23 protein-coding genes are annotated in these 23,818 nt (G+C 68.9%); 5 read left to right on the forward strand and 18 right to left on the reverse strand.

Annotated features, from left to right (window positions below; genetic code table 11):
* The first annotated feature begins 223 nt into the window (after positions 1-223).
* On the forward strand, positions 224-1,045 hold the full coding sequence (locus CK944_RS10745; protein ID WP_103173064.1) for a DUF4167 domain-containing protein: 822 nt from the start codon (positions 224-226) through the stop codon (positions 1,043-1,045).
* A gap of 36 nt (positions 1,046-1,081) precedes the next feature.
* Here the strand turns inward: CK944_RS10745 and rsmA are convergent, their stop codons facing one another.
* Genes rsmA through lptF form a run of 6 tightly spaced genes read right to left on the reverse strand, consistent with a single transcriptional unit; the run spans position 1,082 to position 8,813 of the window.
* Positions 1,082-1,936, reverse strand: coding sequence for a 16S rRNA (adenine(1518)-N(6)/adenine(1519)-N(6))-dimethyltransferase RsmA (gene rsmA, locus CK944_RS10750; RefSeq protein ID WP_103173065.1), 855 nt, complete (start codon positions 1,934-1,936; stop codon positions 1,082-1,084).
* Positions 1,933-2,895, reverse strand: coding sequence for a 4-hydroxythreonine-4-phosphate dehydrogenase PdxA (gene pdxA, locus CK944_RS10755; RefSeq protein WP_103173066.1), 963 nt, complete (start codon positions 2,893-2,895; stop codon positions 1,933-1,935). Before pdxA ends, rsmA begins: the two co-directional genes overlap by 4 nt.
* 2 nt (positions 2,896-2,897) lie before the next feature.
* Positions 2,898-4,160, reverse strand: coding sequence for a peptidylprolyl isomerase (locus CK944_RS10760; protein WP_103173067.1), 1,263 nt, complete (start codon positions 4,158-4,160; stop codon positions 2,898-2,900).
* A 50-nt stretch (positions 4,161-4,210) separates the two neighbouring features.
* On the reverse strand, positions 4,211-6,583 hold the full coding sequence (locus CK944_RS10765) for an LPS-assembly protein LptD (protein ID WP_239986037.1): 2,373 nt from the start codon (positions 6,581-6,583) through the stop codon (positions 4,211-4,213).
* A complete protein-coding gene (gene lptG / locus CK944_RS10770) occupies positions 6,580-7,689 on the reverse strand; it encodes an LPS export ABC transporter permease LptG (protein WP_103173134.1) in 1,110 nt (369 codons plus the stop codon). The genes CK944_RS10765 and lptG overlap by 4 nt, the downstream gene beginning before the upstream one ends.
* The gene (gene lptF / locus CK944_RS10775; protein WP_103173068.1) at positions 7,686-8,813 is read right to left on the reverse strand and encodes an LPS export ABC transporter permease LptF; all 1,128 of its coding nucleotides are present in this window, start codon (positions 8,811-8,813) and stop codon (positions 7,686-7,688) included. Before lptF ends, lptG begins: the two co-directional genes overlap by 4 nt.
* Positions 8,814-8,925: 112 nt before the next feature.
* On the opposite strand from lptF, the gene CK944_RS10780 reads away from it, so the two are divergent.
* The 4 genes from CK944_RS10780 to CK944_RS10795 are packed head-to-tail and all read left to right on the forward strand — an operon-like array spanning position 8,926 to position 12,805.
* Positions 8,926-10,506 carry a leucyl aminopeptidase gene (locus tag CK944_RS10780; protein WP_103173069.1) on the forward strand — a complete coding sequence of 527 codons (1,581 nt, stop codon included), beginning with the start codon at positions 8,926-8,928 and terminating at the stop codon, positions 10,504-10,506.
* 5 nt (positions 10,507-10,511) lie between these two features.
* The gene (locus CK944_RS10785; protein ID WP_103173070.1) at positions 10,512-10,961 is read left to right on the forward strand and encodes a DNA polymerase III subunit chi; all 450 of its coding nucleotides are present in this window, start codon (positions 10,512-10,514) and stop codon (positions 10,959-10,961) included.
* A gap of 56 nt (positions 10,962-11,017) precedes the next feature.
* Complete coding sequence (locus CK944_RS10790) at positions 11,018-11,389, forward strand: hypothetical protein (protein WP_146038642.1); 372 nt, start codon at positions 11,018-11,020, stop codon at positions 11,387-11,389.
* Between the two features lie 57 nt (positions 11,390-11,446).
* Positions 11,447-12,805, forward strand: coding sequence for a PepSY domain-containing protein (locus CK944_RS10795; RefSeq protein WP_103173072.1), 1,359 nt, complete (start codon positions 11,447-11,449; stop codon positions 12,803-12,805).
* Positions 12,806-13,093: 288 nt separating this feature from the next.
* Here the strand turns inward: CK944_RS10795 and urtE are convergent, their stop codons facing one another.
* The 12 genes from urtE to CK944_RS10860 all read right to left on the reverse strand — a co-directional run bounded on the left by urtE (position 13,094) and on the right by CK944_RS10860 (position 23,818).
* Positions 13,094-13,801: an urea ABC transporter ATP-binding subunit UrtE gene (urtE, locus tag CK944_RS10805; protein WP_103173073.1), complete on the reverse strand. Its 708-nt coding sequence runs from the start codon at positions 13,799-13,801 to the stop codon at positions 13,094-13,096.
* 1 nt (position 13,802) lies between these two features.
* Positions 13,803-14,543 (reverse strand): urea ABC transporter ATP-binding protein UrtD, encoded by a 741-nt coding sequence (urtD, locus tag CK944_RS10810; protein WP_103173074.1) that lies wholly within the window; start codon positions 14,541-14,543, stop codon positions 13,803-13,805.
* Positions 14,540-15,757 (reverse strand): urea ABC transporter permease subunit UrtC, encoded by a 1,218-nt coding sequence (gene urtC, locus CK944_RS10815; protein WP_103173075.1) that lies wholly within the window; start codon positions 15,755-15,757, stop codon positions 14,540-14,542. Before urtC ends, urtD begins: the two co-directional genes overlap by 4 nt.
* A gap of 4 nt (positions 15,758-15,761) precedes the next feature.
* Positions 15,762-17,675, reverse strand: a complete 1,914-nt coding sequence (urtB, locus tag CK944_RS10820) for an urea ABC transporter permease subunit UrtB (protein ID WP_103173076.1) — start codon at positions 17,673-17,675, stop codon at positions 15,762-15,764.
* Between the two features lie 48 nt (positions 17,676-17,723).
* Positions 17,724-19,010, reverse strand: a complete 1,287-nt coding sequence (gene urtA / locus CK944_RS10825; RefSeq protein ID WP_371411664.1) for an urea ABC transporter substrate-binding protein — start codon at positions 19,008-19,010, stop codon at positions 17,724-17,726.
* A 184-nt stretch (positions 19,011-19,194) separates the two neighbouring features.
* Positions 19,195-19,830, reverse strand: coding sequence for an urease accessory protein UreG (gene ureG / locus CK944_RS10830; RefSeq protein WP_103173077.1), 636 nt, complete (start codon positions 19,828-19,830; stop codon positions 19,195-19,197).
* Positions 19,827-20,483 (reverse strand): urease accessory protein UreF, encoded by a 657-nt coding sequence (locus tag CK944_RS10835; protein ID WP_371411665.1) that lies wholly within the window; start codon positions 20,481-20,483, stop codon positions 19,827-19,829. Before CK944_RS10835 ends, ureG begins: the two co-directional genes overlap by 4 nt.
* Complete coding sequence (locus CK944_RS10840; RefSeq protein WP_103173079.1) at positions 20,452-20,937, reverse strand: urease accessory protein UreE; 486 nt, start codon at positions 20,935-20,937, stop codon at positions 20,452-20,454. The genes CK944_RS10835 and CK944_RS10840 overlap by 32 nt, the downstream gene beginning before the upstream one ends.
* Before the next feature lie 8 nt (positions 20,938-20,945).
* Positions 20,946-22,631, reverse strand: a complete 1,686-nt coding sequence (ureC, locus tag CK944_RS10845) for an urease subunit alpha (protein WP_103173080.1) — start codon at positions 22,629-22,631, stop codon at positions 20,946-20,948.
* Complete coding sequence (locus CK944_RS10850; protein ID WP_103173136.1) at positions 22,628-22,933, reverse strand: urease subunit beta; 306 nt, start codon at positions 22,931-22,933, stop codon at positions 22,628-22,630. The genes ureC and CK944_RS10850 overlap by 4 nt, the downstream gene beginning before the upstream one ends.
* Before the next feature lie 12 nt (positions 22,934-22,945).
* A complete protein-coding gene (locus tag CK944_RS10855; RefSeq protein WP_103173081.1) occupies positions 22,946-23,506 on the reverse strand; it encodes a HupE/UreJ family protein in 561 nt (186 codons plus the stop codon).
* Positions 23,507-23,818, reverse strand: coding sequence for an urease subunit gamma (locus CK944_RS10860; RefSeq protein WP_103173082.1), 312 nt, complete (start codon positions 23,816-23,818; stop codon positions 23,507-23,509).

Consider the following 23,818-nt stretch of genomic DNA (forward strand, 5'->3'; position numbering starts at 1 on the left):
CAGCCCGCGCGGGGCATGATTAGTCGCCCTTGTGCAGGGGGCAGCGATGCCAACGCACGGGTCTGCCTGCAAAAGCCGTTTCCCTGATGAACGCCGATCGCGTTTGTTCGGGCGAAGGTCCTGGGCTGAACAGCAAAGTCCATATTTGTGACGCCCGTGCCGCCCGCGATGCCGTCCAGATCACTGGATCCCGGATTACACTGGAATCACGACAGACAAACTGATGAGATCATCGAAATCCCGTTCGCGCAACAAGTCGAACCGCCAGCGTTCGCTGGGCAATATCGTCAACCGCGTCTTCGACAGCTCTGGCCCTGAGGGCAAGGTACGCGGCACGCCCCAGCAGATCATCGAGAAATACCTGACCCTGGCCCGCGACGCGCAGTTGTCCGGGGACCGGGTGGCCGAGCAGTCCTTCCTGCAGCACGCCGAGCATTACACGCGGATGCTGGGCGAGGCGCAGAAGGAAATGGCCGAACGCCAGCAGTTCCACCAGCCCCGCCAGGACGGGGATGAGGGGCGTGATGTCCCGGCGAACGGCAATGGCGGCCACCAGCACCGCGAGCAGGCTGCGCGCGACCACGGCAGCCGCGACGACAACAACCGTGACAATGGCAACGGCCGCGACCAGGGACGCCGCGATCAAGGCGGGCGCGACAACGGTCATCAGGGCCAGCAGCGCGACCACGGGTCCCGCGACCAGGGCCAACGCGAACATCCCCGGTCCGAGCCGGCGCCCGAGGAACGGCGCGATATGCAGCCCGAACCCGCTTCGACACAGCCGGAGCCCGCGCCGCAGGAACCCTCGCAGCCCGATCCGGTCATGGCACCCGATGCCGGGGGGTTGCCTGACGCGGTGACCACTTCGGAAGATGAAGCCAGCGGCCCGGTCGAGACGCCCGAGGCGGCGGCCAAGCCTGCCCGCACTCGCGCCCCCCGCGCCCCGCGCGGCGACAAGCCTGCGGCGCCTCGCGCCCCGCGCGGCCGTCGCAAGTCGGCCGAGGGCGAACCCGCGCCCCAGGAAACCCCTGCCGGCGAAGAATAGGATCGAAGGGCCGCGACGAACCGTCAGCGGCCCTTTTCATTGGCTTTGCCGGGCATCCTGCAAGGCGCGGGCCAAGGCGCAGAACCGTTCGAGGTCGATCTCCTCGGCGCGGGCGGTGGGCGGAATCTCCGCCTGTTCCAGCAGCGATTCGATCTGCGGATGCAGGCCGCGCAAGGATGCGCGCAGCATCTTGCGCCGCTGGTTGAAGGCCGCCGCCGTGACCTGCGACAGGACCGCCGGATCGGCGGGTTGGCGGGGTTGGGGCAGGGCGGTCAGCTGGACCACCGCCGAATGGACCTTGGGGGCGGGCACGAAAGCCTCGGGCGGCAGGGTCATCACGATGCGGGCATCGGCCCGCCACTGGGCCAGCAGCGCAAGGCGGCCATAGGCCTTGCTGCCGGGCGCGGCGACGATGCGTTCCGCGACCTCTTTCTGAAACATCAGCGTCAGCGACTGCCAGAAGGGCGGCCATTCGGGCGGGGTCAGCCAGCGGATCAGCAGTTCGGTGCCGACATTGTAGGGCAGGTTAGCGGCGATTCGGATCGGCGGGGTCAGATGGGCCAGGGGATCGACATAAAGCGCATCGCCGTGGATCACCGTCAGGCGACCCGGATAGCGGTCGGCGATTTCCTGCAGGGCGGGCAGGGCGCGGGCATCCTTTTCGATGGCAAGGACATGGCGCGCGCCTTCCGCCAGCAGGCCACGGGTCAGGCCGCCTGGGCCTGGGCCGATCTCCAGCACGTCGCACTGGGTCATGTCACCGGCCTGGCGCGCGATCTTGGCGGTCAGGTTCAGGTCCAGAAGGAAGTTCTGCCCAAGCTGCTTTTTCGCCCGCAGGTCGTGGCGGGCGATCACCTCGCGCAGGGGCGGCAGGTTGTCGATGGTGCTCATGCCCGCGCCGCGGCCATGTCGCGGGCCATGCGCAGGGCGGCGATGGTGGATGCGGGGCTGGCAATGCCCTTGCCTGCGATGTCGAAGGCGGTGCCGTGGTCGGGCGAGGTGCGGATGAAGGGCAGGCCCAGCGTGACGTTCACGCCGCCCGCGAAATCCAGCGTCTTGATCGGGATCAGCGCCTGGTCGTGATAGGTGCAGATCGCCGCGTCGTATCGGGTCCGAGCCGGGGCATGGAACATCGTGTCGGCGGGAAGGGGGCCGGACAGGTCGAAGCCTTCGGCCCGCAGGCGCGCAAGCAGCGGTGCCATCCAGTCGGTTTCCTGGCGGCCCATCGTGCCGCCCTCGCCCGCATGGGGGTTGAGGCCCGCCACCGCCAGGCGCGGCGCGGCGATGCCGAAGTCGCGGATCATCGCGGCATGGGTGATGCGGATCGCCTGTTCCAGGACCCCGTCGGTCAGGGCGGCGGGCACGTCCTGCAAGGGAATGTGGATCGTCGCGGGCACCACGCGGCAGGGCGGTTCCACCGTGGTCGAGGCCAGCATCATCGCCACCGTCACGCCCCCCGCCAGGTGCGCGAGGTATTCGGTATGGCCCGGAAAGGCGAAGCCCGCGCCTTCCTTCAGCGCCTGCTTGCTGATCGGCAGGGTGCAGATGCCCGCCGCCTGTCCCGCCGATACCAGATCGACCGCCCGGGCGATCACGGCGATCACGCCCGCCGCATTGGCGGGATCGGGGCGACCCGGAACCGCGGGGACGGCGAAGTCGTGGCGCAGGACGGGCATGTGGCCCGCAGGAACCGGGTCGTCGGGGCGGGCGATCTCGGCGAAGGCCGTGCCTGCCGGCAGGTGCCGGGGATCGCCCATCCAGGCGAAATCGACGCCGGACGCCAGCGCCTGCGGGGCCAGTTCCGGCCCGACGCCTGCCGGTTCGCCGCAGGTCAGGATGATGCGCCGCATCGTCACGGTCGGCGGATCAGGGCTTCGGCGCGCAGTTCGGCCAGATAGGCCTCGGCTGCGGCATTGGCCTTGCGGTTGAAGATCTCGTCCCGGACGGCTTCGCGGGTGGGCAGGGCGTTGGCCTCGGGGATCGCGGCCTCGACTCCGTCATCGGGCAAGGCGGTGGTGGCCACGTCATCGGACAGGTCGGCCGCAAGGGCGGGCTGGCGGGAACACAGCATCACCAGATCGGCCCCATTGCCGTAATCGACCACGCCTGTTTCGTTCGCGTCCATCGTCGCCAGGCGCTGCGCGATCAGCGTGGGAACGGCGCCCTGTGGCACGGTCTGGCGCTGGACCTGGCCCGCCTGGGCGCCCGCCTGGACATAAAGGTCGTCGCAGGACCGCGTCCGCGCGCCCAAGGTCGCTGCATCCGCCGCCGTGGGCAGGCGCAGGGTGGCATAGTCGATCACCTGTTCGGTGGCGCCAGGGCGCAGCGTGCCCTGGCTGTCGCGCAGATGGAACAACACCACCGCGCCCTCGACGGTCAGGGGCTGGGTCGTCTGGCCGGGTTGCAGGGCCGTGATGACCGGGCGCAGGCTGGGCGGCAGGTTGTCGATGTTCACCCAGGCCAGGCGTCCGCCCGACTGGGCCGAATCGGCGGCGGAATACTGCCGTGCCGCCGCCTCGAATTCGTCGGACGAAAGGCCTGCCCCGGCGATCTGGCGTGCAAGGTTCAGCGCCTGTTCCTCCTGGCCCGGAGGCGCGGGGATGATCAGTTCGGAAATCAGCACCCGCGACAGGATCGGTGTCTCGATCACACGGCGCAGTTCCTGATCGACCTCGGCCTCGGACACCTTGATCCGGGGCACGACGCGTTCGCGGATCACCTGCCGCCAGACAAGGCCGGCGCTGACGAAATCGCGATAGGCCTGGGGTTCGACACCGGCGCCTTCCAGCGCGGCGGTGAATTCGGCCGCCGACAGGCCCGCGCGGCCGGCGAATTCCTCCAGCCCGTTCTGCAGGCCTTCGTCGGTCGGGACGATGCCAAGCTGCCGGGCGGCATGGTTGCGCAGCCGGTCGTCGATCAGCGCCTGCTGCGCCTGTTCGGCCGTGGTGCCGGGGGCGCCCAGGATCTGCATGAAACGCTGGCGCTGTTCCACCTCATAGCGGGTGATGGCGGCACTGTTGATATAGACCACCGGCTCGAACGGGTTCTGCGCAAGGGCCGGTGCCGCTGCCGCAAGCGCCGCCGTCAGGGCGAAGCCGGAAAGGAAATGCCGCATCTGCTGGCCCCCGTGTCTTTTGTTGGCGTGTTCGTTTCTTGGCGCGAAGCTTAGCGTATGCAGGACCGGCGCGCCACCGTGCCCGGCAGATCTTCCTGCATCCCGAAGCCGCCCAGCCGGACCGAGAATCCCACGCTGGTTTCGGGGTTCACGTTGTCCGAACTGGTGAAGCGCCGGGACACGCCCATTTCGACGGTCAGGCATTCGTTGCGATAGGTGACGTCCAGCGAGGCGCGTTGCGCCTGGTCGGCCACGAAATCGTAGCGAGTCTCGGCGCTGCCCCACCAGCCGTCGCGGATCTGCCAGCCGACATTGGCGACCAGTTCGCTGATGTCCGGAACGGCGGTGTCGTCCTGGGCATAGCCGTCCAGCCACAGATGCCCCGCCGAAAGCTGAAGGTCGTCGCGCAGCCAGCCCAGCCGCAATTCGTTGCGCGACATGTCCAGGTCGTCGTCGAACAGTGCCCGATTGGCGATGGCAAGGCCGGTGCCGCTGTCATACTGGGCCGAGACCAGCCAGTCGGAACTGGTCCCCGACAGGGCCGAATTCGGGGGAAAGTCCAGGTCGGCTTCGGTGCGGAAGACGCGCCCGCCGGTCAGGGCCAGCGACCAGCCGGTCGGATCGAGGCGCGTCCAGGTCACGCCAAGATTGGCGCGCAGGCCGCTTTCGCGGGCATCCCAGCCGGGAAAGCGGCTTTCGGAAAACAGGTTGCCCTCGTCGAACTCGATCAGGCGGCTGTCCTCGTTGGGGATGTCCCCGTCACCTCCGGGGGGGGAATACAGGATCTGCGCCACCGGTTCGACCATATGCGTGGCCCCGTCGCTGCCGCCGATCAGGGGCCAGCGCAGTTCGACGCCCAGCATGGGATCGGCGCGGGCCTCGAGGTCGTCATAGCCGCTGTCCTGCGCGATGCGATAGATGTCCGCGTTCAGGCCGGCCAGGGCGGCGCCCACCACCCCGCCGGGCAGAATCTCGCTGCGCCGCCAGTCCAGCCCGACCGAGGCGCGGGCCATGTCGCGACCCAACTGATCCTGGTCCGAGGGGCGGCGATGGGCGTGGACCGACCATTCCAGCAGCCCCTGCCCGCCGATGTAATCGGGCGTGAAGCGCCGCTGCCAGATCACGTCGGCCACCTGCGCGGGAGAGGTGCTGTTGTCCTCGTCCTCGCGCAGCGAGCGATAGTTTCCGACCCGGCCGAAGAACAGCCGGTCACGGGTCACGCGTTCCAGCGTGAACCCGCTCCACAACCTGTCGGCATCGGTGATGTCGTAATCCAGCAGATAGGCGCGTTCGGACACGGCCTGCACCTGCACCCCCAGCCGATAGCCGCGCGGCAGGTCGAACAGGGCATTGCCGAACAGGTATCCCCGCGTCTCGCCCGGCCGGATGTCGTCGCGGGTGATCGCGCCGTTCCATTCGGTGACGCCCTTTGTCCAGGCCTGGCGATACCGCAGTTCCAGCGTTCTTGTGCGATCGGCCGAGACATAGGGCGTCACCGTCACGTCGGCATGATCGCCCAGGGTGACGAAGTAGGGAACCTTGACCCCGAAGCCCAGGCTGGAGGTGGTGCGGAACTGGGGCCGCAGGAATCCGGTGCGGCGTTCGACGGTGGGATCGGGCGCCGTCACGGTGAAGGGCACGGCGGCCAGCGGCACGCCGAAGGCGCGGAACTGCGGGCGATCGAAGGTCAGCAGCCGCGTTTCCGCATCATGGGTGATGCTGCGGGCGCGGATTTCCCACAATGGCGTCGGGTCGCTGGCGCAGATCTGGCAGGACGAGGCGACGACCTGGCGCAGGGTGGTCGTCCGGCCATTGCCGGTGCGCGTCGCCTCGGTCGCGGCAAGCTGCAATTCGCGCGCCAGCACCAGGCGGGCGCCGCGGATGATGCCGTCCTGCAATTCGCGGTCAAGCTGGCCGCTGTCGGCGATCAGCACGGCCTCGGCATCGGGGTCGGCCGCGCCGGGTCGGGACAGGTGGATCGGGCCTTCGATGGTCAGGGTTCCCGTCGGCCCGTCCACGACGATGCGCGATGCCACCAGCCGCGCGCCGTGGTACCAGACGACGACGCCCCCCGCCGCGATCAGCGTCCGGTCCCCTTGCAGGACCATGCTGTCGGCCAGGACCGTGGCGGCGTCGTCTTCCGGCCCGCCCGGGTCGCGGGCGGGCAGGGTGACGTCGGCGTCGGGCGCCGCGGCCTGCAACCTGGGGGCATAAGGGGTGCGGTCGCCCAGGATGGCATCGCCCAGGGGATCGGCGGTGGGCGCCAGGGCGGCCTCGTCGTTCCAGCGAAAGCCGCCGGCCCCGCCCATGCCGCCCGCGCCAAGGCCCGGATCCTGGCTCAGCATCGTCTGGCCAAGGGCCAGGGACGGCGCCATCATCAGCACGGCCCCGCAGATCCCCCATGTCAGCACGCGCGTTTTCATCCGTCCTCCCGCGCCAGGATCAGCGTCAGCGCCAGCAGACCCCCCACCAGCGGCGGCGTCCACCCGGAAAGCCAGGGCGGAACCTGTCCATTGTCGCCCAGAACCTGCGCCAGATTGCGCAGGAAGAACAGCCCGATCCCGGCCCCGAAGGCCAGCAGCACCGCGCCGCCCGTGTTGCGGCCGCGCACATGCTGCATGGTGAAGGCGGCGGCGATCATCACCATCGCGGCCATCAGGAAGGGGCGCGCCAGTTCCATGTGCAGCCAGACCTTGTGGCGGGCGGCGGAAAAGCCTGCCCGTTCAAGGCCCGCGATGAAGCCCGGCAGGTTCCAGACCGGCACCGCCTCGGGGCGGCCGAAGCCTTCGCGGATGCGCTGCGCGGTCAGGTCGGAGGCCAGTTCCATCCGGTCGGCCGATGTGGCGGCGGCCTCGGGATTGGTGTCGGACAGGGGATAGTCGCGCACGTCCGACAATTCCCAGCGGCCGGGGGCAAGGCGCGCTTCCCTGGCCTCGATCCGGCGGACGGGGCCTTTCGCCTCGTCGAAGACCATGAAGGTCGCGTCGTAAAGCGTCGTGGCGTCGGGGCTGGCGCGGCGGGCGCGGATGACGATCTGGCCCGCTTCCTCGGTGCCCTGGGCCACGGCCTGGCGCAGCCAGACGGCGCTGTCGCCCACCGACACGGTCTGGCGGCTGTTCCGGTCGATCTCGGCCACGGCCTCGTCGAAGCGGGCGCCGGTGACGGCGACCAGGGGGTTCAGAACGGCCACCGTCAGCGCGCCGACCAGGACGGCGGTGACGGCGGGCGCGGTCACGACCTTCAGCGCCGAACGTCCCGATGCCCGGATCGCCACCATTTCGGACGTGCGCGCCAGGTTCAGAAACAGCGCGATCCCCGCCAGCACCGTCAGCAGCGGCAGGATCGAATAGAAACTGGACGCGACATTCAGCGCCGCCAGGCCCAGCGCGCCGCCCAGGCCGATGTCGCGGTCGGAGAACCGGCGGATCATCTCGATCATGTCGATCAGCAGCAGGATCAGCAGGAAGGCCCCGGTGATGGTGACGAAGGACCGCAGGAAGCGGCGCGCGACATAGCGGGCAAGGATCATGCCGGGGCGCCCCTCTGCCTGAGCCGCCGCGGCCTGCCCGCGATCCACAGCAGGGCGGCGCACATGACCGCCCCCACCCCTGCCGGGACATAAAGCAGGGGCCACAGCGACGGATCGCGCCCGGCCTGGTTCGCCGCCGCATTGGTCAGGAACTGCACCAGGATCAGCCCCAGGATCGCCCACAGCACCTGCCGCCAGACGCCGAAGCGCGAATAGCCGCCGATCAGCAGCGTGGCAAAGCCGATCATCGCCGCAACCGGCGACAACAGGGGCTGGGCGATCCTTTCATGCGCCTCGCGCCGGGCGTCGGGGGCCGTGGCGCCGGTCGCGGCCAGCAGCGCGGCGTCCGGGTTCAGCAACTGCAAGGTGCCGTAATCGCGCAGATCGCGTCTCTTTCGCGTCCCGCCCGACAGCATCGCCCCCACGTCATAGCTGAATTCCGCAAAGCGCGTGACGGCCAGCGACTGGCGGTCCCCCGTCTGCCGCAGGTTCTGCGACAGGCCGCGCAGCAGGATCAGCACCGGCCCGGTTTCCGCGCGCACGACCAGGGCTTCCTCGGAGGTGTAGATCACCTGGTTGGCGGGATCGCGCGCATCCTCGATGAACAGATCCAGAAGGCGGCCGTCGCTGGCGATGTCGCGGATGAACAGGGTGATGCCGTCCGCCGGATACTGGAAGCTGCCGGGCCGCAGGAACCGTTCGGTCGCGTCCTGGGCCAGTTCCGCCTGCCGGTCGGCCAGCCGCGCGCGGGCCATGGGCACCAGGCCATGCACCAGCACCGCCACCATCAGCCCCACGAAGACCCCGAAGACCAGCACCGGCCGCGCCAGCCGCCAGGGCGACAGCCCCGCCGCCTGCATCGCCACCAGTTCGGATTCGCCCGCCATCCGGTTCGTGCCGTAAGCCGTGGCCGCGAAGGCCGCGACCGGAAGGACGACCGAAATCACCAGGGGCAGGGTCAGCGCCGTGAATTCCAGCACCACAAGCGCGGTCTGCCCGTCGCTCAGAAGGTCGTCGAACAGGCTGACGGCGCGGTTGATCCAATAGACCGACACCAGCACCAGCGCGAAGAAGCCGAACAGGGTCAGCAACTGGCTGAGGATATAGCGGTCGATCCGGGGCATGTCGGCGGGATGTCCTTGGGCGGCGGTCACATACTTGCTTAGCGGCAAGGGCGGCTCTGGAAAAGGGTGCGCGGGGCGACTAGGCTTTCTTGCGCAGAATGATGAGGACGCCATGACCCACCCTGTCGAGATCACCTTCACGGAAACCGCAACCGACCGTCTGGCCGGGCATCAGGGACGGGTGGCGATGATCGTCGCGCCGGGGGGCGATCTGCCGCCGGGCCTGCCCGAGGCGACCCATCAGGCGGCGCAGCGGGCGATGGAATCGAAGGCGGGCAAGGCGCTTAAACCCGGCGCGGCGCTGGAACTGGCCTTTCCGGCGGGCATGGCGGCGGATGCGCTGATGCTGGTCGCCCTGCCCGATGACGCCAAGGTGGCGCAGGCGCGCAAGGCGGGCGCCGCCATCGGCGCCAAGCTGGGCAAGACCCACACGCTGGTGCTGGCGGGCGCGCATCCGCTGGCGAACGAGATCGCGCTTGGCATCGCGCTGCGCGGATACGATTTCTCGGTCTATCAGACCAAGCCTGCGGATGGCGACGGGGATGCAGGCGCCGACCCGATCCCGCAAAGCGTCACGCATGAACCCGAAAACGCCGTCCTTGCGGACGCCCAGGCCGACAGCGCCCCCGAAACCCCGGCCGAGCCGGTGTCGGAAAAGGCCCGCGTGACCTTCATGGCCGCCGATCCCGAAACCCTGGCCAGGGCCGCCCAGGACGCCGCCGCCGTGGCCGAGGGCGTGTTCTTCACCCGCGACCTGGTGAACGAGCCGGCCAATGTCCTGACCACCAGCGATTTCGCCGACCGCCTTAAGGCGATGGAGGAGATCGGCCTGACCGTCGAGGTGCTGGAGGAAGACCAGTTGGCCGACCTGGGAATGCGCGCGCTGCTGGGCGTGGGGCAGGGGTCGGAAAGCCCCTCCAAGGTGGTGGTCATGCACTGGAACGGCGGCGGGGAGGAAGCGCCCCTGGCCCTGGTCGGCAAGGGCGTGGTCTTCGACACCGGCGGCATCTCGATCAAGCCCGCAGCGGGGATGGAGGAGATGACGATGGACATGGGCGGCGCGGGCGTCGTCGCGGGCGTCATGCGCACCCTGGCCCTGCGCCGGGCCAAGGCGAACGTCGTGGGGCTGGTGGGCCTGGTGGAAAACATGCCCGACGGCAAGGCCCAGCGCCCGGGCGACATTGTGAAATCCATGAAGGGCGACACGATTGAGGTGATCAACACCGATGCCGAAGGGCGCTTGGTCCTGGCCGACGTGCTGTGGTACGCGCAGACGCGCTTCAACCCGTCCGCCGTGATCGACCTGGCGACGCTGACCGGCGCGGTCATCATCGCGCTTGGGCATGACAACGCGGGCGTCTTTGCCAATGACGACGCGCTTGCCGACAACATCCTGGCCGCCGCCAGGGCCGAGGGCGAGGGGGCATGGCGCCTTCCCCTGGGCCAGCCCTATGACAACCTCATCAAGTCGCGCCTTGCGGACATGAAGAACACCGGCGGGCGGGCGGCGGGATCGATCACGGCCGCGCAGTTCCTGCAACGCTTCATCCGCAAAGGCACGCCCTGGGCGCATATCGACATCGCGGGCGTGGCCCTGCCGCCGGCTGCGACCGACCTGGCGCCGAAGGGGGCGACCGGCTGGGGGGTCATGACGCTGGACCGCCTGATCCGCGACAGCTACGAGGCGAAATAGCCCCGATGGGCAACGCGCTGTTCTATCACCTGACCCGATCCCCGGCCGAAAGCCTCTTGCCGGTGCTGATCGGCAAGTCGCTGGCGGTGGGCTGGCAGGTGGAACTGCGCGGCACCGATCCGGCGCGGATGGAACGGCTGGATCTGCACCTGTGGCAGGGCGACGGCTTTTTGCCGCACGGGCTGGCGGGCGGGCCGCATGACGCGCGCCAGCCTGTGCTGCTGACGCTGGCGGGGCAGGGGGCCGCCAATGCCCCCGCCTGCCTGATGGCGCTTGACGGGGCCGAGGTGGCGCCCGCCGAATGCCAGGCCCTGACCCGCACCTGCATCATCTTCGACGGCGGCGATGCGACCGCCACGGCGCGGGCGCGCGATCAGTGGCGGGTGCTGACCGGCGCGGGCGTGGCGGCCGAATACTGGTCCGAGGAATCCGGCCGCTGGGAACGCAAGCGCTAGGGCTGCGTCAAGATAACGCTTGCCACGTGGGGACCGGATCTGGCATCGCGGAGCCCATGTGGCACAGATTGTCCCCCCGGCTTTTCGGCATGGCCTTTCTGGCCCTGCTGACCCTTGCCCTGGCGGCGGGGCTGTCGGCGCGTCCCCTTCCCTCAGAGATGGACCTGCGGCTTCAGGCATGGACCATGGCGGGCGTCAGCCTGGACGAGATCCTGTGCGAGGATCACGGCGACGGCAATCGGGGCCACGGCGGGCACTGTCCCTTGTGCAACCTGCCGCCGCCGTCGGGCCTGCCCGTGGTCGCGCCGTCCCTGCTGACGGTCGAACAGCGCATCCTGGCCCGGATCGTGCTGCCGCAGATCCGCCGGGCGGCGGGTCATGCGCGCGATCCCGCCCTTCCGAAGCGTGGCCCGCCCCACCTGATCTGAATCAAAGCCGCGCCGCCCGAAAGGGTGGCACATGCTCTTGTCCTTCAGGTCTTGTCCATGTCCCATATCACCGATTCCCCCCGGGCCGTTGCCGCCCGAACCGCGCTGCGTCCATTCATGCTGCGGATGCATTTCTATGTCGGGCTGTTCGTCGGCCCCTTCATCTTCGTCGCGGCCCTGACCGGGCTGCTTTACGTCCTGACGCCGCAGATCGAATCCTGGCTGTATCGGGACGCGCTTTACACCGACAGCACCGGTCCTGCTCGCAACCTGGCCGATCAGGCCCTGGCCGCGCGCACGGCCCTGGGCACGGGGCTTGCGGTATCCGCCGTCCGCCCCGCGACCGCGCCCGGAACCACCACGCGGATCATGTTTTCCGACCCCTCGCTTGGCGAATCCGAAAACCGGACGCTGTTCGTCGATCCCGCCACGCTGGAGGTGCGGGGCGACCTGACGACCTATGGCACCACCGGGATCCTGCCCTTCCGCATCGCGCTGGATTACCTGCACCGCAACATGATGCTGGGCAGCCTTGGCCGATATTACAGCGAACTGGCCGCAAGCTGGCTGTGGGTCGCCGTCCTTGGCGGGGTCGCGCTGTGGGCCACCGGTCCGCGCCGCCGCCGGACGGTCGCCGAGATGCCCGCCCCGCAGCGCCGCCGCTGGCTGCATTCCACCATCGGGCTGGTCCTGTCGCTGGCGTTGCTGTTCGTGTCGCTGACCGGCCTGACCTGGTCGCAGCAGGGCGGCGCGCGGATCGACGCCTTACGCGCCGGACTGGGCTGGGTCACGCCCTCGGCCAGCACGGCGCTTGAAGGGGCTGCGGTGCCCGCGTCGGACCATGGCGATCACGCGGGGCACGGCATGGCGGTTCGGGAAGACCGGCTGGACCAGCTTGACGCCGTGGCCGCCGCCGCCCGCGCGGGCGGGATCGATTCCCCGCTGATCGAGATCCGCCTGCCCAAGCCGGAACAGGCCTGGGTGGTGCGCGAATACGACCGCAGCTGGCCCACCCAGGTGGATACAGTGGCGATCCATCCCGACACGATGCAGATCACCAGCCGCGCCGATTTCGCCGACTTCACGCTGATCCCCAAGCTGGTTCGCTGGGGCATCGACGCGCATATGGGCGTGCTGTTCGGCCTGCCGAACCAGATCCTGATGGCGGCGGTGGCGATCGGGCTGATGGCGATGATCGTCTATGGCTATCGGATGTGGTGGGCGCGCCGTCCCGCGACGGGCGAGCCGCTGTGGTCCAGTTGGCGCCGCCTGTCGGCGGTGCAGCGTCTGGTCTGGGCGGTCCTGGCCCTGGCCCTTGGCTGGGCGCTGCCGGTGCTGGGCGTCAGCCTGGCCTTCTTCCTGGCGGTTGACCTGCTGCGGATGCGAGCCATGGGCCGGGCCCGCTTGCCCGGCTAGTCCAGCATCAGGGCCTTGGCCTTCCGCTTTGTCTTGGCAGTGCTGACATCCATGCAGACCTTCAGCAGGTGGATTCCCGGGATTGCCAGGATCGAGGCGGCAGCTTCAGCTTCGGGCCCGGGAAATCGACCTCCCCCTGCCATTCGGGGGGGCCCTTTCCTGCTGCCCGTCCATGCGGCTGACGAAGTTCCCGTGGCCCGAGAAGATCACGATCAGTGGCAGGCTCACCGCGAGGCCGAGGCCGATCAGCGCTCCATGCGCGGCTCCGTTGAGCTGCGCGAAAGGCCGTCACGCCGCCGCGTGACCGGCCAGCCGGGCATGCAGATCGGCGCGGCGCAGGCTGGCTTTGGGACCCTGCATGACGGCACGACCCCGTTCCAGCACCAGGAAATCGTCGCCCAGATCCCAGGCGAAATCGAAGAACTGTTCCACCAGCACGATGGCCATGTCGCCCCGGTCGCGCAGGGCGGCGATGACGCGGCCGATCTGGCTGATGATGTTGGGCTGGATCCCCTCGGTCGGTTCGTCCAGCAGCAGGACGCGGGGCTTGGTGATCAGCGCGCGGGCGATGGCAAGCTGCTGCTGCTGGCCGCCCGACAGGTCGCCGCCGCGGCGGTGCGCCATTTCGGCCAGGACGGGGAAGCTGTCGAAGATCTCGTCCGGGATGCGGCGGTCGGGGCGGGGCAGGCAGGCAAAGCCCGTCTCCAGGTTCTCGCGCACGGTCAGCATGGGAAAGATCGCCCGGCCCTGCGGGACATAGCCCACGCCCAGCCGCGCCATCTGCTGGGCGGTGACGCGGCCCAGGGGCTTGCCGTCGAAGGCGATGTCGCCGCCGGATCGGGGATGCCGCCCGGCCAGCAGGTTCATCAGCGAGGTCTTGCCCACGCCGTTGTTGCCCATCACGCAGGTGACCGATCCGGGACGCGCGGCGATGTCGATCCCGTGCAGGATCTGGCTGCTGCCGTAATGCAGGGTCAGGTTGGTGGCTTCCAGCATGTCAGCGCCCCAGATAGACTTCGATGACGTCGGGGTTGCGGGTCACATGGTCCAGCGAGCCCTCGGCCAGGACGGACCCCTGGTGCAGCACGGTGACCTTGCAGTTCAGGCGGCGCACGAAGTCCATGTCGTGTTCGACCACGACCACGGCCCGTGTCCGGGCCAGACGCACCAGCAGCGCGGTGGTCTGTTCGCGTTCGGCCAGGGTCATCCCGGCTGCGGGTTCGTCGACCAGCAGCAGGCGGGGTTCCTGGGCCAGCAGCATCCCGATCTCCAGCCATTGCTTCTGGCCGTGCGACAACTCGCCCGCCTTGCGGGTGATCTGGGCCGCCAATCCGACCTCGGAGGCCAGTTCGGCCACCTTGCCCGTCGAGTCCACCGTTGGCCGCCAGCCAAGCACCGCGAAGGGGTTGCGATTGGCCTTCAGCGCCATGGTCAGGTTGTCGGCGACGGTCTGGTCCTCGAAGACGGTGGGGCGCTGGAACTTGCGGCCGATGCCGGCGCGGGCGATCTGGGCTTCGTTCATCTTCAGAAGCGATTTCGGCGGTGTGCCCCATTTCACGTCGCCCGCGTCGGGCCGGGTCTTGCCGGTCACGATGTCCATGAAGGTGGTCTTGCCCGCGCCGTTGGGGCCGATCACGGCGCGCAGTTCCGCATTTCCGATGTTGAAGGACAGGTTGTCGATGGCCTTGAAGCCGTCGAAGCTGACCGAGATGCTGTCCACCTCCAGAAGGGCGCTCATGCCTTGGCCTCCTTGGCGTAGTGTTCGGGGGAAGGGGCGCGAAGCGGGCCGATCCGGTCCACGACCCCGGCGATGCCCTTGGGCGCGAACAGCGTGACCAGCACGAAGCCCAAGCCAAGCGCCACCTGCCACCAGTCCACCCAGTTGACGGTATAGCCCGGCAGGTGGATATCGGGAGCGCGCCCGCCGGTGAACCAGCTTGACAACAGCGACACCAACGCCGCCCCGATGATCGCGCCGTAAAGCCTGCCCCGCCCGCCGATGGCGACCCAGACGGCCAGGTAGATCGAGGCGATTGGCATCAGTTCCGCCGGGTTGATGATCCCGGCCTGCGGATAATACAGCGCGCCCGCCACGGCCGTGATCATCGCGGCCAGGGTGAAGACCACCAGCTTGAAACCCTCGACCGGGTAGCCGAGGAACCGCACGCGGGTTTCGTCGTCGTGGATGGCGCGGACCACGCTGCCGAACTTGCCGCTGACCAGCCAGGCCGCCAGCACGTATGCCAGCCCCAGGGCCAGGGCAGAGGCCCAAAGGAACCAGACCGACAGGGTGGCCTGATCGACCGCGTCCAGGCCGGGGATGTTCTGCAGCCCCGACAGCCCGTTGTTGCCGCGAAAGCCGCTGTCGTTCTGGAACAGCCACAGCGCAAGGGCCAGCGTCATCGCCTGGGTCAGGATCGACAGATAGACGCCGTTCACGCGGCTGCGGAACGCAAGCCAGCCGAAGGCCAGGGCCAGCAGGCCGGGCACCGCCAGGACCAGCAGAAGCTGGATCGGCAGCGAATGGGCGAAGGACCAGGCCAGCGGCAGGTCGGACGATCCGACAACGCCGAAGATCTGGTTGGCGACGCCTTCCTGCAGTTCCGCCGTCGTGGGCGGGATCGGGTTCTGGGCCAGCGACGCGGCGACGATGCCTTCGGTCCGCGCATACATCAGCCATTGCCCGATCAGATAGCCGCCAAGGGCGAAGAAGGCCATCTGGCCCAGCGACAGGATGCCCAGGTATCCCCAGACCAGGTCCATCGCCACCGCCGCAAGCGCCAGGCACAGGGTCTTGCCCAGCACCTTCACGGTCGAGGTCGGGACGGTGCCGTTGCCATAGGCCTGGCTCAGCAGGGTGACGGCGACGGTGAAGACGGCCAGGACCGCCAGCACGACCAGGATGGAGGGATTGCGCAGGATGAAGGGCTGCCGGGTCAGCTTTTCGGTCATTGGGTCACGCCTCTGCCGCGCGGCCGCGCTGCGGGATGATGCCGCGCGGCCGGAACTGGATGAAGATGATGATGAACAGGATCATGAAGGTCTGCGCGGCGAGCGTGTTGGCGGGGTTCAGGAACTCGATCACCTTGGACAGCCCGCCGATCAGCGCGGCGCCCGCCAGCGTCCCCCAGATATTGCCGACGCCGCCCACGACCACCGTCATGAAGCTTTGCACGATGTAGTGCTGGCCCAGTTCGGACGTGACCTGCGCGAACAGCCCGATGGCCACGCCCGCAATGCCTGCGATGCCCGACCCCAGGCCGAAGGTCATCATGGCGATGCGGTCGGGGTTGATGCCCATCGACGCCGCCATGCCGGGGTTCTGGGTCACGGCGCGGACCTCCAGCCCCAGGCGGGTGCGCTTCATGATGAACAGGAACAGGCCCAGGAACAGGAGCGCCAGGACGAAGATCGCCACCCGGATGGAACTGATCGAGATCACGTCGTTGACGGTGATCGCGCCTTCCAGCCAGGCGGGGGCGGTCAGTGGGCGGGCCTGGGTGCCGAAGATGTTCTTGGCAAGCTGCTGAAGCGCGATGGACACGCCGAAGGTCGCCAGCAGCGTTTCCAGCGGGCGATGCGCCAGGTGGCGGATGACCAGCCGATACAGCAACACCCCCGCGCCGAAGGTCACGGCGAAGGCCAGCGGCAGGGCCAGGACCAGCGACAGGGTGCGGTCAGCGACCAGGGTCTGGACGACATAGCCGGTATAGGCGCCCATCATGATGAACTCGCCATGCGCCATGTTGATGACGCGCATCACGCCGAAGGTGACGGCCAGCCCGATGGCCGCCAGGAAATAGATCGAGGCCAGGGACAGCGCGTCCAGCCCCAGATCGATGCCGGTCATCGCCGCCAGCCGCACCTGCGCGCCGGTCTGCGCCGCGCGGGCGGCGTCGGTCACGTCGCTGTTCGGCTCAGCGTAGATTTCGAAGAAACGGTGGGCGTCTATGGCTGCCTCGGCCTCGGCCTCGGTCGCGGCGGGGGGCACGGCGCCCGAGGCTTCAAGCGCCTCGTAGGCGCGGTCGCGGGCTGCCGGATCCGAAAGCTCGGCCACCGGGACGCCGCCCACGCTTCCGTCCACGATATTGGCGGCAAGCGCGTTGCGCTGATCGGCGGGGGTCAGGCGGGGTTGCAGGACGCCCTGGCTGGTCAGCAGGGCGATGGCGGCCTCTCGCGGGAAGTCGGCCTCGCCCACCGTCAGTTCGCGGGCGATGTTGGCATCCGGCCTGGCAGGGGCGGCGACGCGGGTTGTCGCCAGCAGCGGGTTCAGCGCGGCCCGGAAGTCCAGGCCGACATCGCCCGACATCGCCTCGATCGCCGCGACGCGGGCGGCGGGGTCGGGATCGAAGCGGATCGCCAGAAGGGCCGTCACCCGGTCCCGCTGCGCGGCCAGGGCGGGATCGGCCTCGGCCGGGGCGGCGCGCAGGGCCGCAAGATGCTCGGCGGTGCCGTCGCGGGCGATGCTGGCCAGGGCGGCGGCGCGGCGGGCCGGATCGGGGCTGGAAATCTCTCCGGCGACAAGGGCGGATTCGATGATGCCGCGCACGCCGGAATTGGGGCGCAGCATCTTGGGATCGGCGCCGGGAACGGGCTGGCCGGTCACGGCATCGGTGGCGGCGTCGCCATCCACGATCAGCAGCCGCCCGTCATCCGTCACCCCAAGCGCGCGGCCCGCCCAGGCGGCCAGCAGGGCCAGCCCCTCGGGTCCGGTGGCGGCGATCTGCGCCACCAGGGGTTCGACCGTGCGGCGCGAGGGATTTTCGATCTGGTCCAGGTTCTCGGCCACCACCGCCTCAAGCGCGGGGTTCGCGCTGGCGGGCAGCGCCAGAAGCAGCGTCAGGGCAAGGGCGATCAGCGGGCGGATCATGGCGTGTTCCTTGGGCGAAGGGGGGCGGCGGGACCGCCCCGGCAAGGGTCAATAGTTCGACTGGACCTGCACGCAGGCGTTCGTCTGGGTGTTGAACATGCCGCAGTCCTTGCCCGGCCAGTCGGCTTCCAGCTTGGCGGATTCCGGCAGGAAGTCGGTCCAGGCATCGCCCGGCACGGGTTCGGTCTGGCTGACGATGTCGAACTGGCCGTCCTCGCGGATTTCCCCGATCAGGACGGGCTTGGTCAGGTGGTGGTTCGGCAAGACGGTCGCGGTGCCGCCGGTCAGGTTCGGAACCTCGACGCCGACAAGGGCGTCCAGGACCGGATCGACATCGGTGGTGCCCGCCTTTTCCACGGCCGCGACCCAGGCGTTGAAGCCGATCACGGTGGCCTCCATCGGGTCGTTGGTCACGCGGTCGTCGTCGCCGATGAAGGTTTTCCATTCCTCGATGAAGGCGGTGTTGGCATCCGATTCGGCGGTCTGGAAATAGTTCCAGGCGGCGAGGTGACCGACCAGGTTCGCGGTATCCAGGCCCGCCAGTTCCTCCTCTCCGACCGAGAAGGCCATGACCGGGATGTCGTCGGCCGAAACGCCCGCCGCCGCCAGTTCCTTGTAGAAGCCCACATTGGCGTCGCCGTTGATGGTAGAGACCACGCCGACCTTCTTGCCATCCGCGCCAAGCGCCACGACATCCGCCACGATCTTGGACCAGTCCGAATGGCCGAAGGGGGTGTAGTTGACGAAGATGTCGCCTTCCGCCACGCCCTTGCCCTTGAGATAGGCGCCCAGGATGTTGTTCGTGGTGCGCGGATAGACATAGTCGGTGCCCAGCAGCGCCCATTTCTCAACGCCCAGTTCCTCGGCCATATAGTCCACCGCCGGGATCGCCTGCTGGTTCGGCGCGGCGCCGGTATAGATCACGTTCCTGGACGACTCCTCGCCTTCGTATTGGACGGGATAGAACAGCAACCCGTTCAGTTCCTCGATCACCGGCAGCACGGATTTGCGGCTGACGCTGGTCCAGCAGCCGAAGATCGCGTCCACCTCGCTGACGGTCAGCAATTCGCGCGCCTTTTCGGCGAACAGCGGCCAGTCGGATGCCGGATCCACGACCACGGCTTCCAGCGGACGGCCCAGCAGCCCGCCCTTGGCGTTCTGCCGTTCCACCATCATCAGGACCGTGTCCTTCAGCGTGGTTTCCGAGATCGCCATGGTGCCCGATAGCGAATGCAGCACGCCGATCTTGATCGGCTCGCCGTCCTGCGCCATCGCGCCCGTTGCCAATGCCATGGCGGTGGTCAGCGCCAGCATCGCGGACAGTTTGTTCATCATCACCTTCCCCGGCCGTTCGGCCCTGTGTCCCTGTTGTTCCCGTGAAGGCGCAGGGCCTTCGCACCTGCAGCAAGACGGGATTTGCCGGGGCTGAACAGGCCTTGGGCAGGTTTCGGGCGGGGGATGCGGCAACTGGGTGGACCCTGGGCAACCCTGCGGGCAATTGCCCGCGCCGCAGGCAGGTTCAGGCTGCGCGCGGCTGCAATCCGCCCTGGTCAATCAGGAAATCGACGATCCGGTCCACCCCCTGGCCGTGGCGCAGTTGCGCCATGATCACCGGGCGGGCGCCACGCGCATTCCGCGCATCGGATTCAAGCAGTCCGGCGTCCACGCCGACATGGGGCGCAAGGTCGGTCTTGTTCACCACCAGCAGATCCGACCGCGCCAGTCCCGGCCCGCGCTTGCGGGGAATGTCCTGGCCCGCCGCCGTGTCGATGACATAGATCGTCAGGTCCGCCAGCTCCGGCGAGAAGGTCGCAGCCAGATTGTCGCCGCCCGATTCGATCAGGATCAGGTCCAGATCCGGAAAGGCCGCGTTCAGGTCCGCGATGGCGGCCAGGTTGATGCTGGCATCCTCGCGGATCGCGGTATGGGGGCAGCCGCCGGTTTCCACGCCCCGGATGCGTTCGGCGGGCAAAACCTGGGCGCGCATCAGGGCCTCGGCGTCCTCGCGGGTATAGATGTCGTTGGTGACGACCGCCATCGACAGGCGCGGCGCAAGCGCGCGGGCCAGTTGCTCGGTCAGCGTGGTCTTGCCCGCGCCGACGGGGCCGCCGATGCCGACGCGCAAGGGTCCATGGCGGGGGCCGGTGTTGCTCATGATCTGAATATCCTGACGGGCATGGTTTCGTGGCGCATGGCGGCGATGTCGGCGCCCCAGCTTGCAGAGGCGAGGTCGTCCTCGGTCGCCGTGGCAGCGCGCGCGGCGGCGGCAAGGATCGCGGGTTGAAGCGCCGCCAGCATCCGCTGGCCTTCGACCGGGCCCAGCGGCATGAAGCGGACGGCGGCGCTGATCAAGGCAGCAGCCTGGGCCTGCAGGAAGGCCGCGATGATCTCTGGGTGCGGCAGGGGCATGGCGGCGCAAGCCCGCCCAAAGGCCACGGGCAACGCCGCGGGAGGCTGCTGCCGCCCAGTCAGCGCGGCGATGTTGGCGGCGAAGGCGGTGCCCTGTTCGACCGTCTCGGCCAGGCGCTGCGAGGTCGGGCAGGCGGCGCGGGCCAGGTCGTCCAGGGCCGCGTGATCGGCGGCGCGCAGCGACAGCGCGACCATGACCGCATCGGTCCAGCCCGCGCCGAAGTCCATCCAGTCGGCAAGCCATTGGGCCAAGGTGGCGCGGGTGACGAGGCCCCCGTCCATGGCCCATTCCAGCCCCTGCGACCAGGCGAAGCCGCCTACCGGAAAGGCGGGCGACAGGACCTGGGCCAGATGCAGGCGCGCGGCCTCAGGCGTGGTGATGGGCGTGGCTGTGGTCATGCGCGTGATGGTGCGAAGATCCGTGGTCATGGCCGAAGGTCCGGCCATGTCCATAGGCGCCGCCTTCCGGACGGAAAGGCAGGTCCGCGTGCTGGATCTCTGCCCCAAGCTGGCGCAGCATGGCTTCCAGGACATGATCCTGGCGGATGATCAGGCGGTCGGCCTCGATCCGGCAGGGGGTGTGGCGGTTGCCGATATGCCAGGCAAGGCGTGCCAGATGGCCGCGGATGACCAGCACCGGTTCGGGTTTCGCGCGCGTGACGATGCGGCGGCCGTCGGACAGTTCGAAGGCGTCGCCGTCTTCCAGGCTTGTCACCTCGGGCAGATCGACCAGGAAGTCGCCCGTGCCGCAGGCCAGCTTCTTGCGGCGAAGCAGGCGGCCTTCGTAATCCAGCGCGATTTCGCCGTCAAAGGGGGCGGGGGCGTTGCGGATGATGCGGGTGGCGGTGATCATGGGGTCCCTCAGAACAGGAAATAACGTTGGGCCATGGGCAATTCCGTGGCCGGTTCGCAGGTCAGCAACTGCCCGTCGGCGCGGACCTCGTAGGTTTCCGGGTCCACCTCGATGGCGGGCATGGCGGCGTTCAGGACCATGTCGGCCTTGCCGATGCCTCGGGTGTTTTCCACCGCGATCAGGGTCTTGTGCAAGTTGTCCCCCGCGCCGGCTTCCAGGCCCGCCTTCGACACGAACAACGCGGAAGCCCGGCCCGTATGCCCCCACATCGGACGGCTGAAGATCGGCTGCACGGGGATCGAGCCGTTCGGATCGCCCATCTGAGCCACGCTGATCTGCCCGCCGACCAGAACCATTTCCGGCTTCACGCCGAAGAAGGCGGGCGACCACAGCACCAGGTCGGCCCGCTTGCCCGGCGTGATGCTGCCGATATGGGCGGAAACGCCATGCGCGATGGCCGGGTTGATCGTGTATTTGGCGATATAGCGGCGGGCGCGCAGGTTGTCGTTCTGGCCCGTCTCCTCGGGCAACCGGCCCCGCTGGCGGCGCATCTTGTCGGCCGTCTGCCAGGTGCGGATGATCACCTCTCCGATCCGGCCCATCGCCTGGCTGTCCGAGGAAATGACGCTGAACGCCCCCAGGTCGTGCAGGATGTCCTCGGCCGCGATGGTTTCGCGCCGGATGCGGGATTCGGCGAAGGCCACGTCCTCGGGGACCCGGCGGTCGAGGTGGTGACAGACCATCAGCATGTCCAGATGTTCCTCGACGGTGTTGGCCGTATAGGGCCGCGTCGGGTTGGTGGACGAGGGCAGGACATTCCCCATGCCGACCATGCGGATGATGTCGGGGGCGTGGCCGCCGCCCGCGCCTTCGGTGTGATAGGCGTGGATGGTGCGGCCCGCGATGGCGGCCATCGTATCCTCGACGAAACCGGATTCGTTCAGCGTGTCGGTGTGGATCATCACCTGAACGTCCATGGCATCGGCCACCGTCAGGCAGTTGTCGATGGCGGCGGGGGTGGTGCCCCAGTCCTCGTGCAGCTTCAGCGCGCAGGCGCCGGCGCGGATCTGCTCCTCTAGCGGCGCGGGGACGCTGGCGTTGCCCTTGCCGGCGATGCCGATGTTGACGGGCAGGTCGGCGCAGGCTTCCATCATCCGAGCGATGTGCCAGGGGCCGGGGGTGCAGGTGGTGGCAAGTGTGCCATGCGCGGGGCCGGTGCCGCCGCCCAGCAGCGTGGTGACGCCGGAATGCAGCGCATGGTCCACCTGCTGCGGGCAGATGTAGTGGATGTGGCAGTCGAAGCCGCCGGGCGTCAGGATGCGCCCTTCGCCCGCGATGATCTCGGTGCCCGGCCCGATGACCAGCGTCACGCCGGGCTGGGTGTCGGGGTTGCCCGCCTTGCCGATGCCCGCGATGCGGCCGTCGCGCAGGCCCACGTCAGCCTTCACGATGCCCCCATGGTCGAAGACCACGACGCCGGTGATGACCGTGTCCATGGCCCCGCCTTCGCGCGTGACCTGGGACTGGCCCATGCCGTCGCGGACGACCTTGCCGCCGCCGAACTTCACCTCCTCTCCGAGGATGGTCAGGTCGCGCTCGACCTCGATCAGCAACTCGGTATCGGCCAGCCGGATGCGGTCGCCGGTGGTGGGGCCGTAAAGCGCGGCGTAATCGGCGCGGGACAGGCGGGTCATAGCACCCCCATGACGTCTTTGCGGAATCCCTGCACGATGCGGTCGCCCGCGAAGGGGATCAGGCGAACCTCGCGCGACTGGCCGGGCTCAAACCGGACGGCGGTGCCAGCGGGGATCGACAGGCGCATCCCGCGCGCGGCGGCGCGGTCGAAGCGCAGGGCCGGGTTGGTTTCGGCGAAATGGTAATGGCTGCCGACCTGGATCGGGCGGTCGCCGGTATTGGCGACCATCAGCGTGACGGGATCGCGCCCTTGGTTCAGGACGATCTCGCCGGGGGCGGGCAGGATTTCGCCCGGAACAATCCTGCGGATCATTCAGCCCACCATCGCCAGAACAAGGCCCCCGGCCGCCGTGCCGCCGCCAAGGACGCGCAGGGCCATCCCGCGTTCCAGTATCCGCGCCGCGCCAATGCCCACCCCATGCAGCGCAAGTGTTGCCACCGCGAAGCCCGCCGCATAGGCGGCCAGCCCCGCCGCCGGGCCTTCCGCGCCATGCGCCCAGCCATGCGCCATCCCGAACAGCGCCACGCCGGGAACCATCGCCGCCAGCGGCAGGCGCGCGGCCATCGCGACAAGCGCGCCCAGGATCACGACCGAGGCCAGGATCATCGGCTCGACCCCCGGAAAGGGCAGCCCGGCAAAGCCCATAAATCCGCCCGCAATCATGCTGCCGACAAAGGCTAGGGGCAGCGCCCAAAGCGCCCGGCCGCCGGCCTGGGCGGCCAGCAGGCCAAGCGCCACCATCGCCAGCAGGTGATCGGCGCCCCCCAGCGGATGCGACAGGCCCGAAAGGAACTGGCCCTGGTCGTGATGGCCGACATGGGCCAGGGCGGCCTGCGGCAGCAGAAGGGCGGCGGCAAAGGGGATCTTCTTCATTCAGGCCTCTTGGCGGATCGGGTGGTGGACGGTGACCAGCTTGGTCCCGTCGGGGAATGTGGCCTCGACCTGGACGGACTCGATCATGGCGGGAACGCCCTCCATGCATTGCCCGGCCGAGATGACATGCGCGCCCGCCTGCATCAGGTCGGCCACGCTGCGCCCGTCGCGTGCGCCCTCGACCACAAAATCGGTGATGAGCGCGATCGCCTCGGGGTGGTTCAGCTTGACGCCTCGGGCCAGGCGGCCGCGCGCCACCATCGCGGCAACCGAGACCAGCAGCTTTTCGCGTTCGCGCGGGGTAAGGTTCAT

It is taken from the genome of Paracoccus sp. SY (genome assembly GCF_002901215.1).
Lineage (GTDB): Bacteria > Pseudomonadota > Alphaproteobacteria > Rhodobacterales > Rhodobacteraceae > Paracoccus > Paracoccus acridae.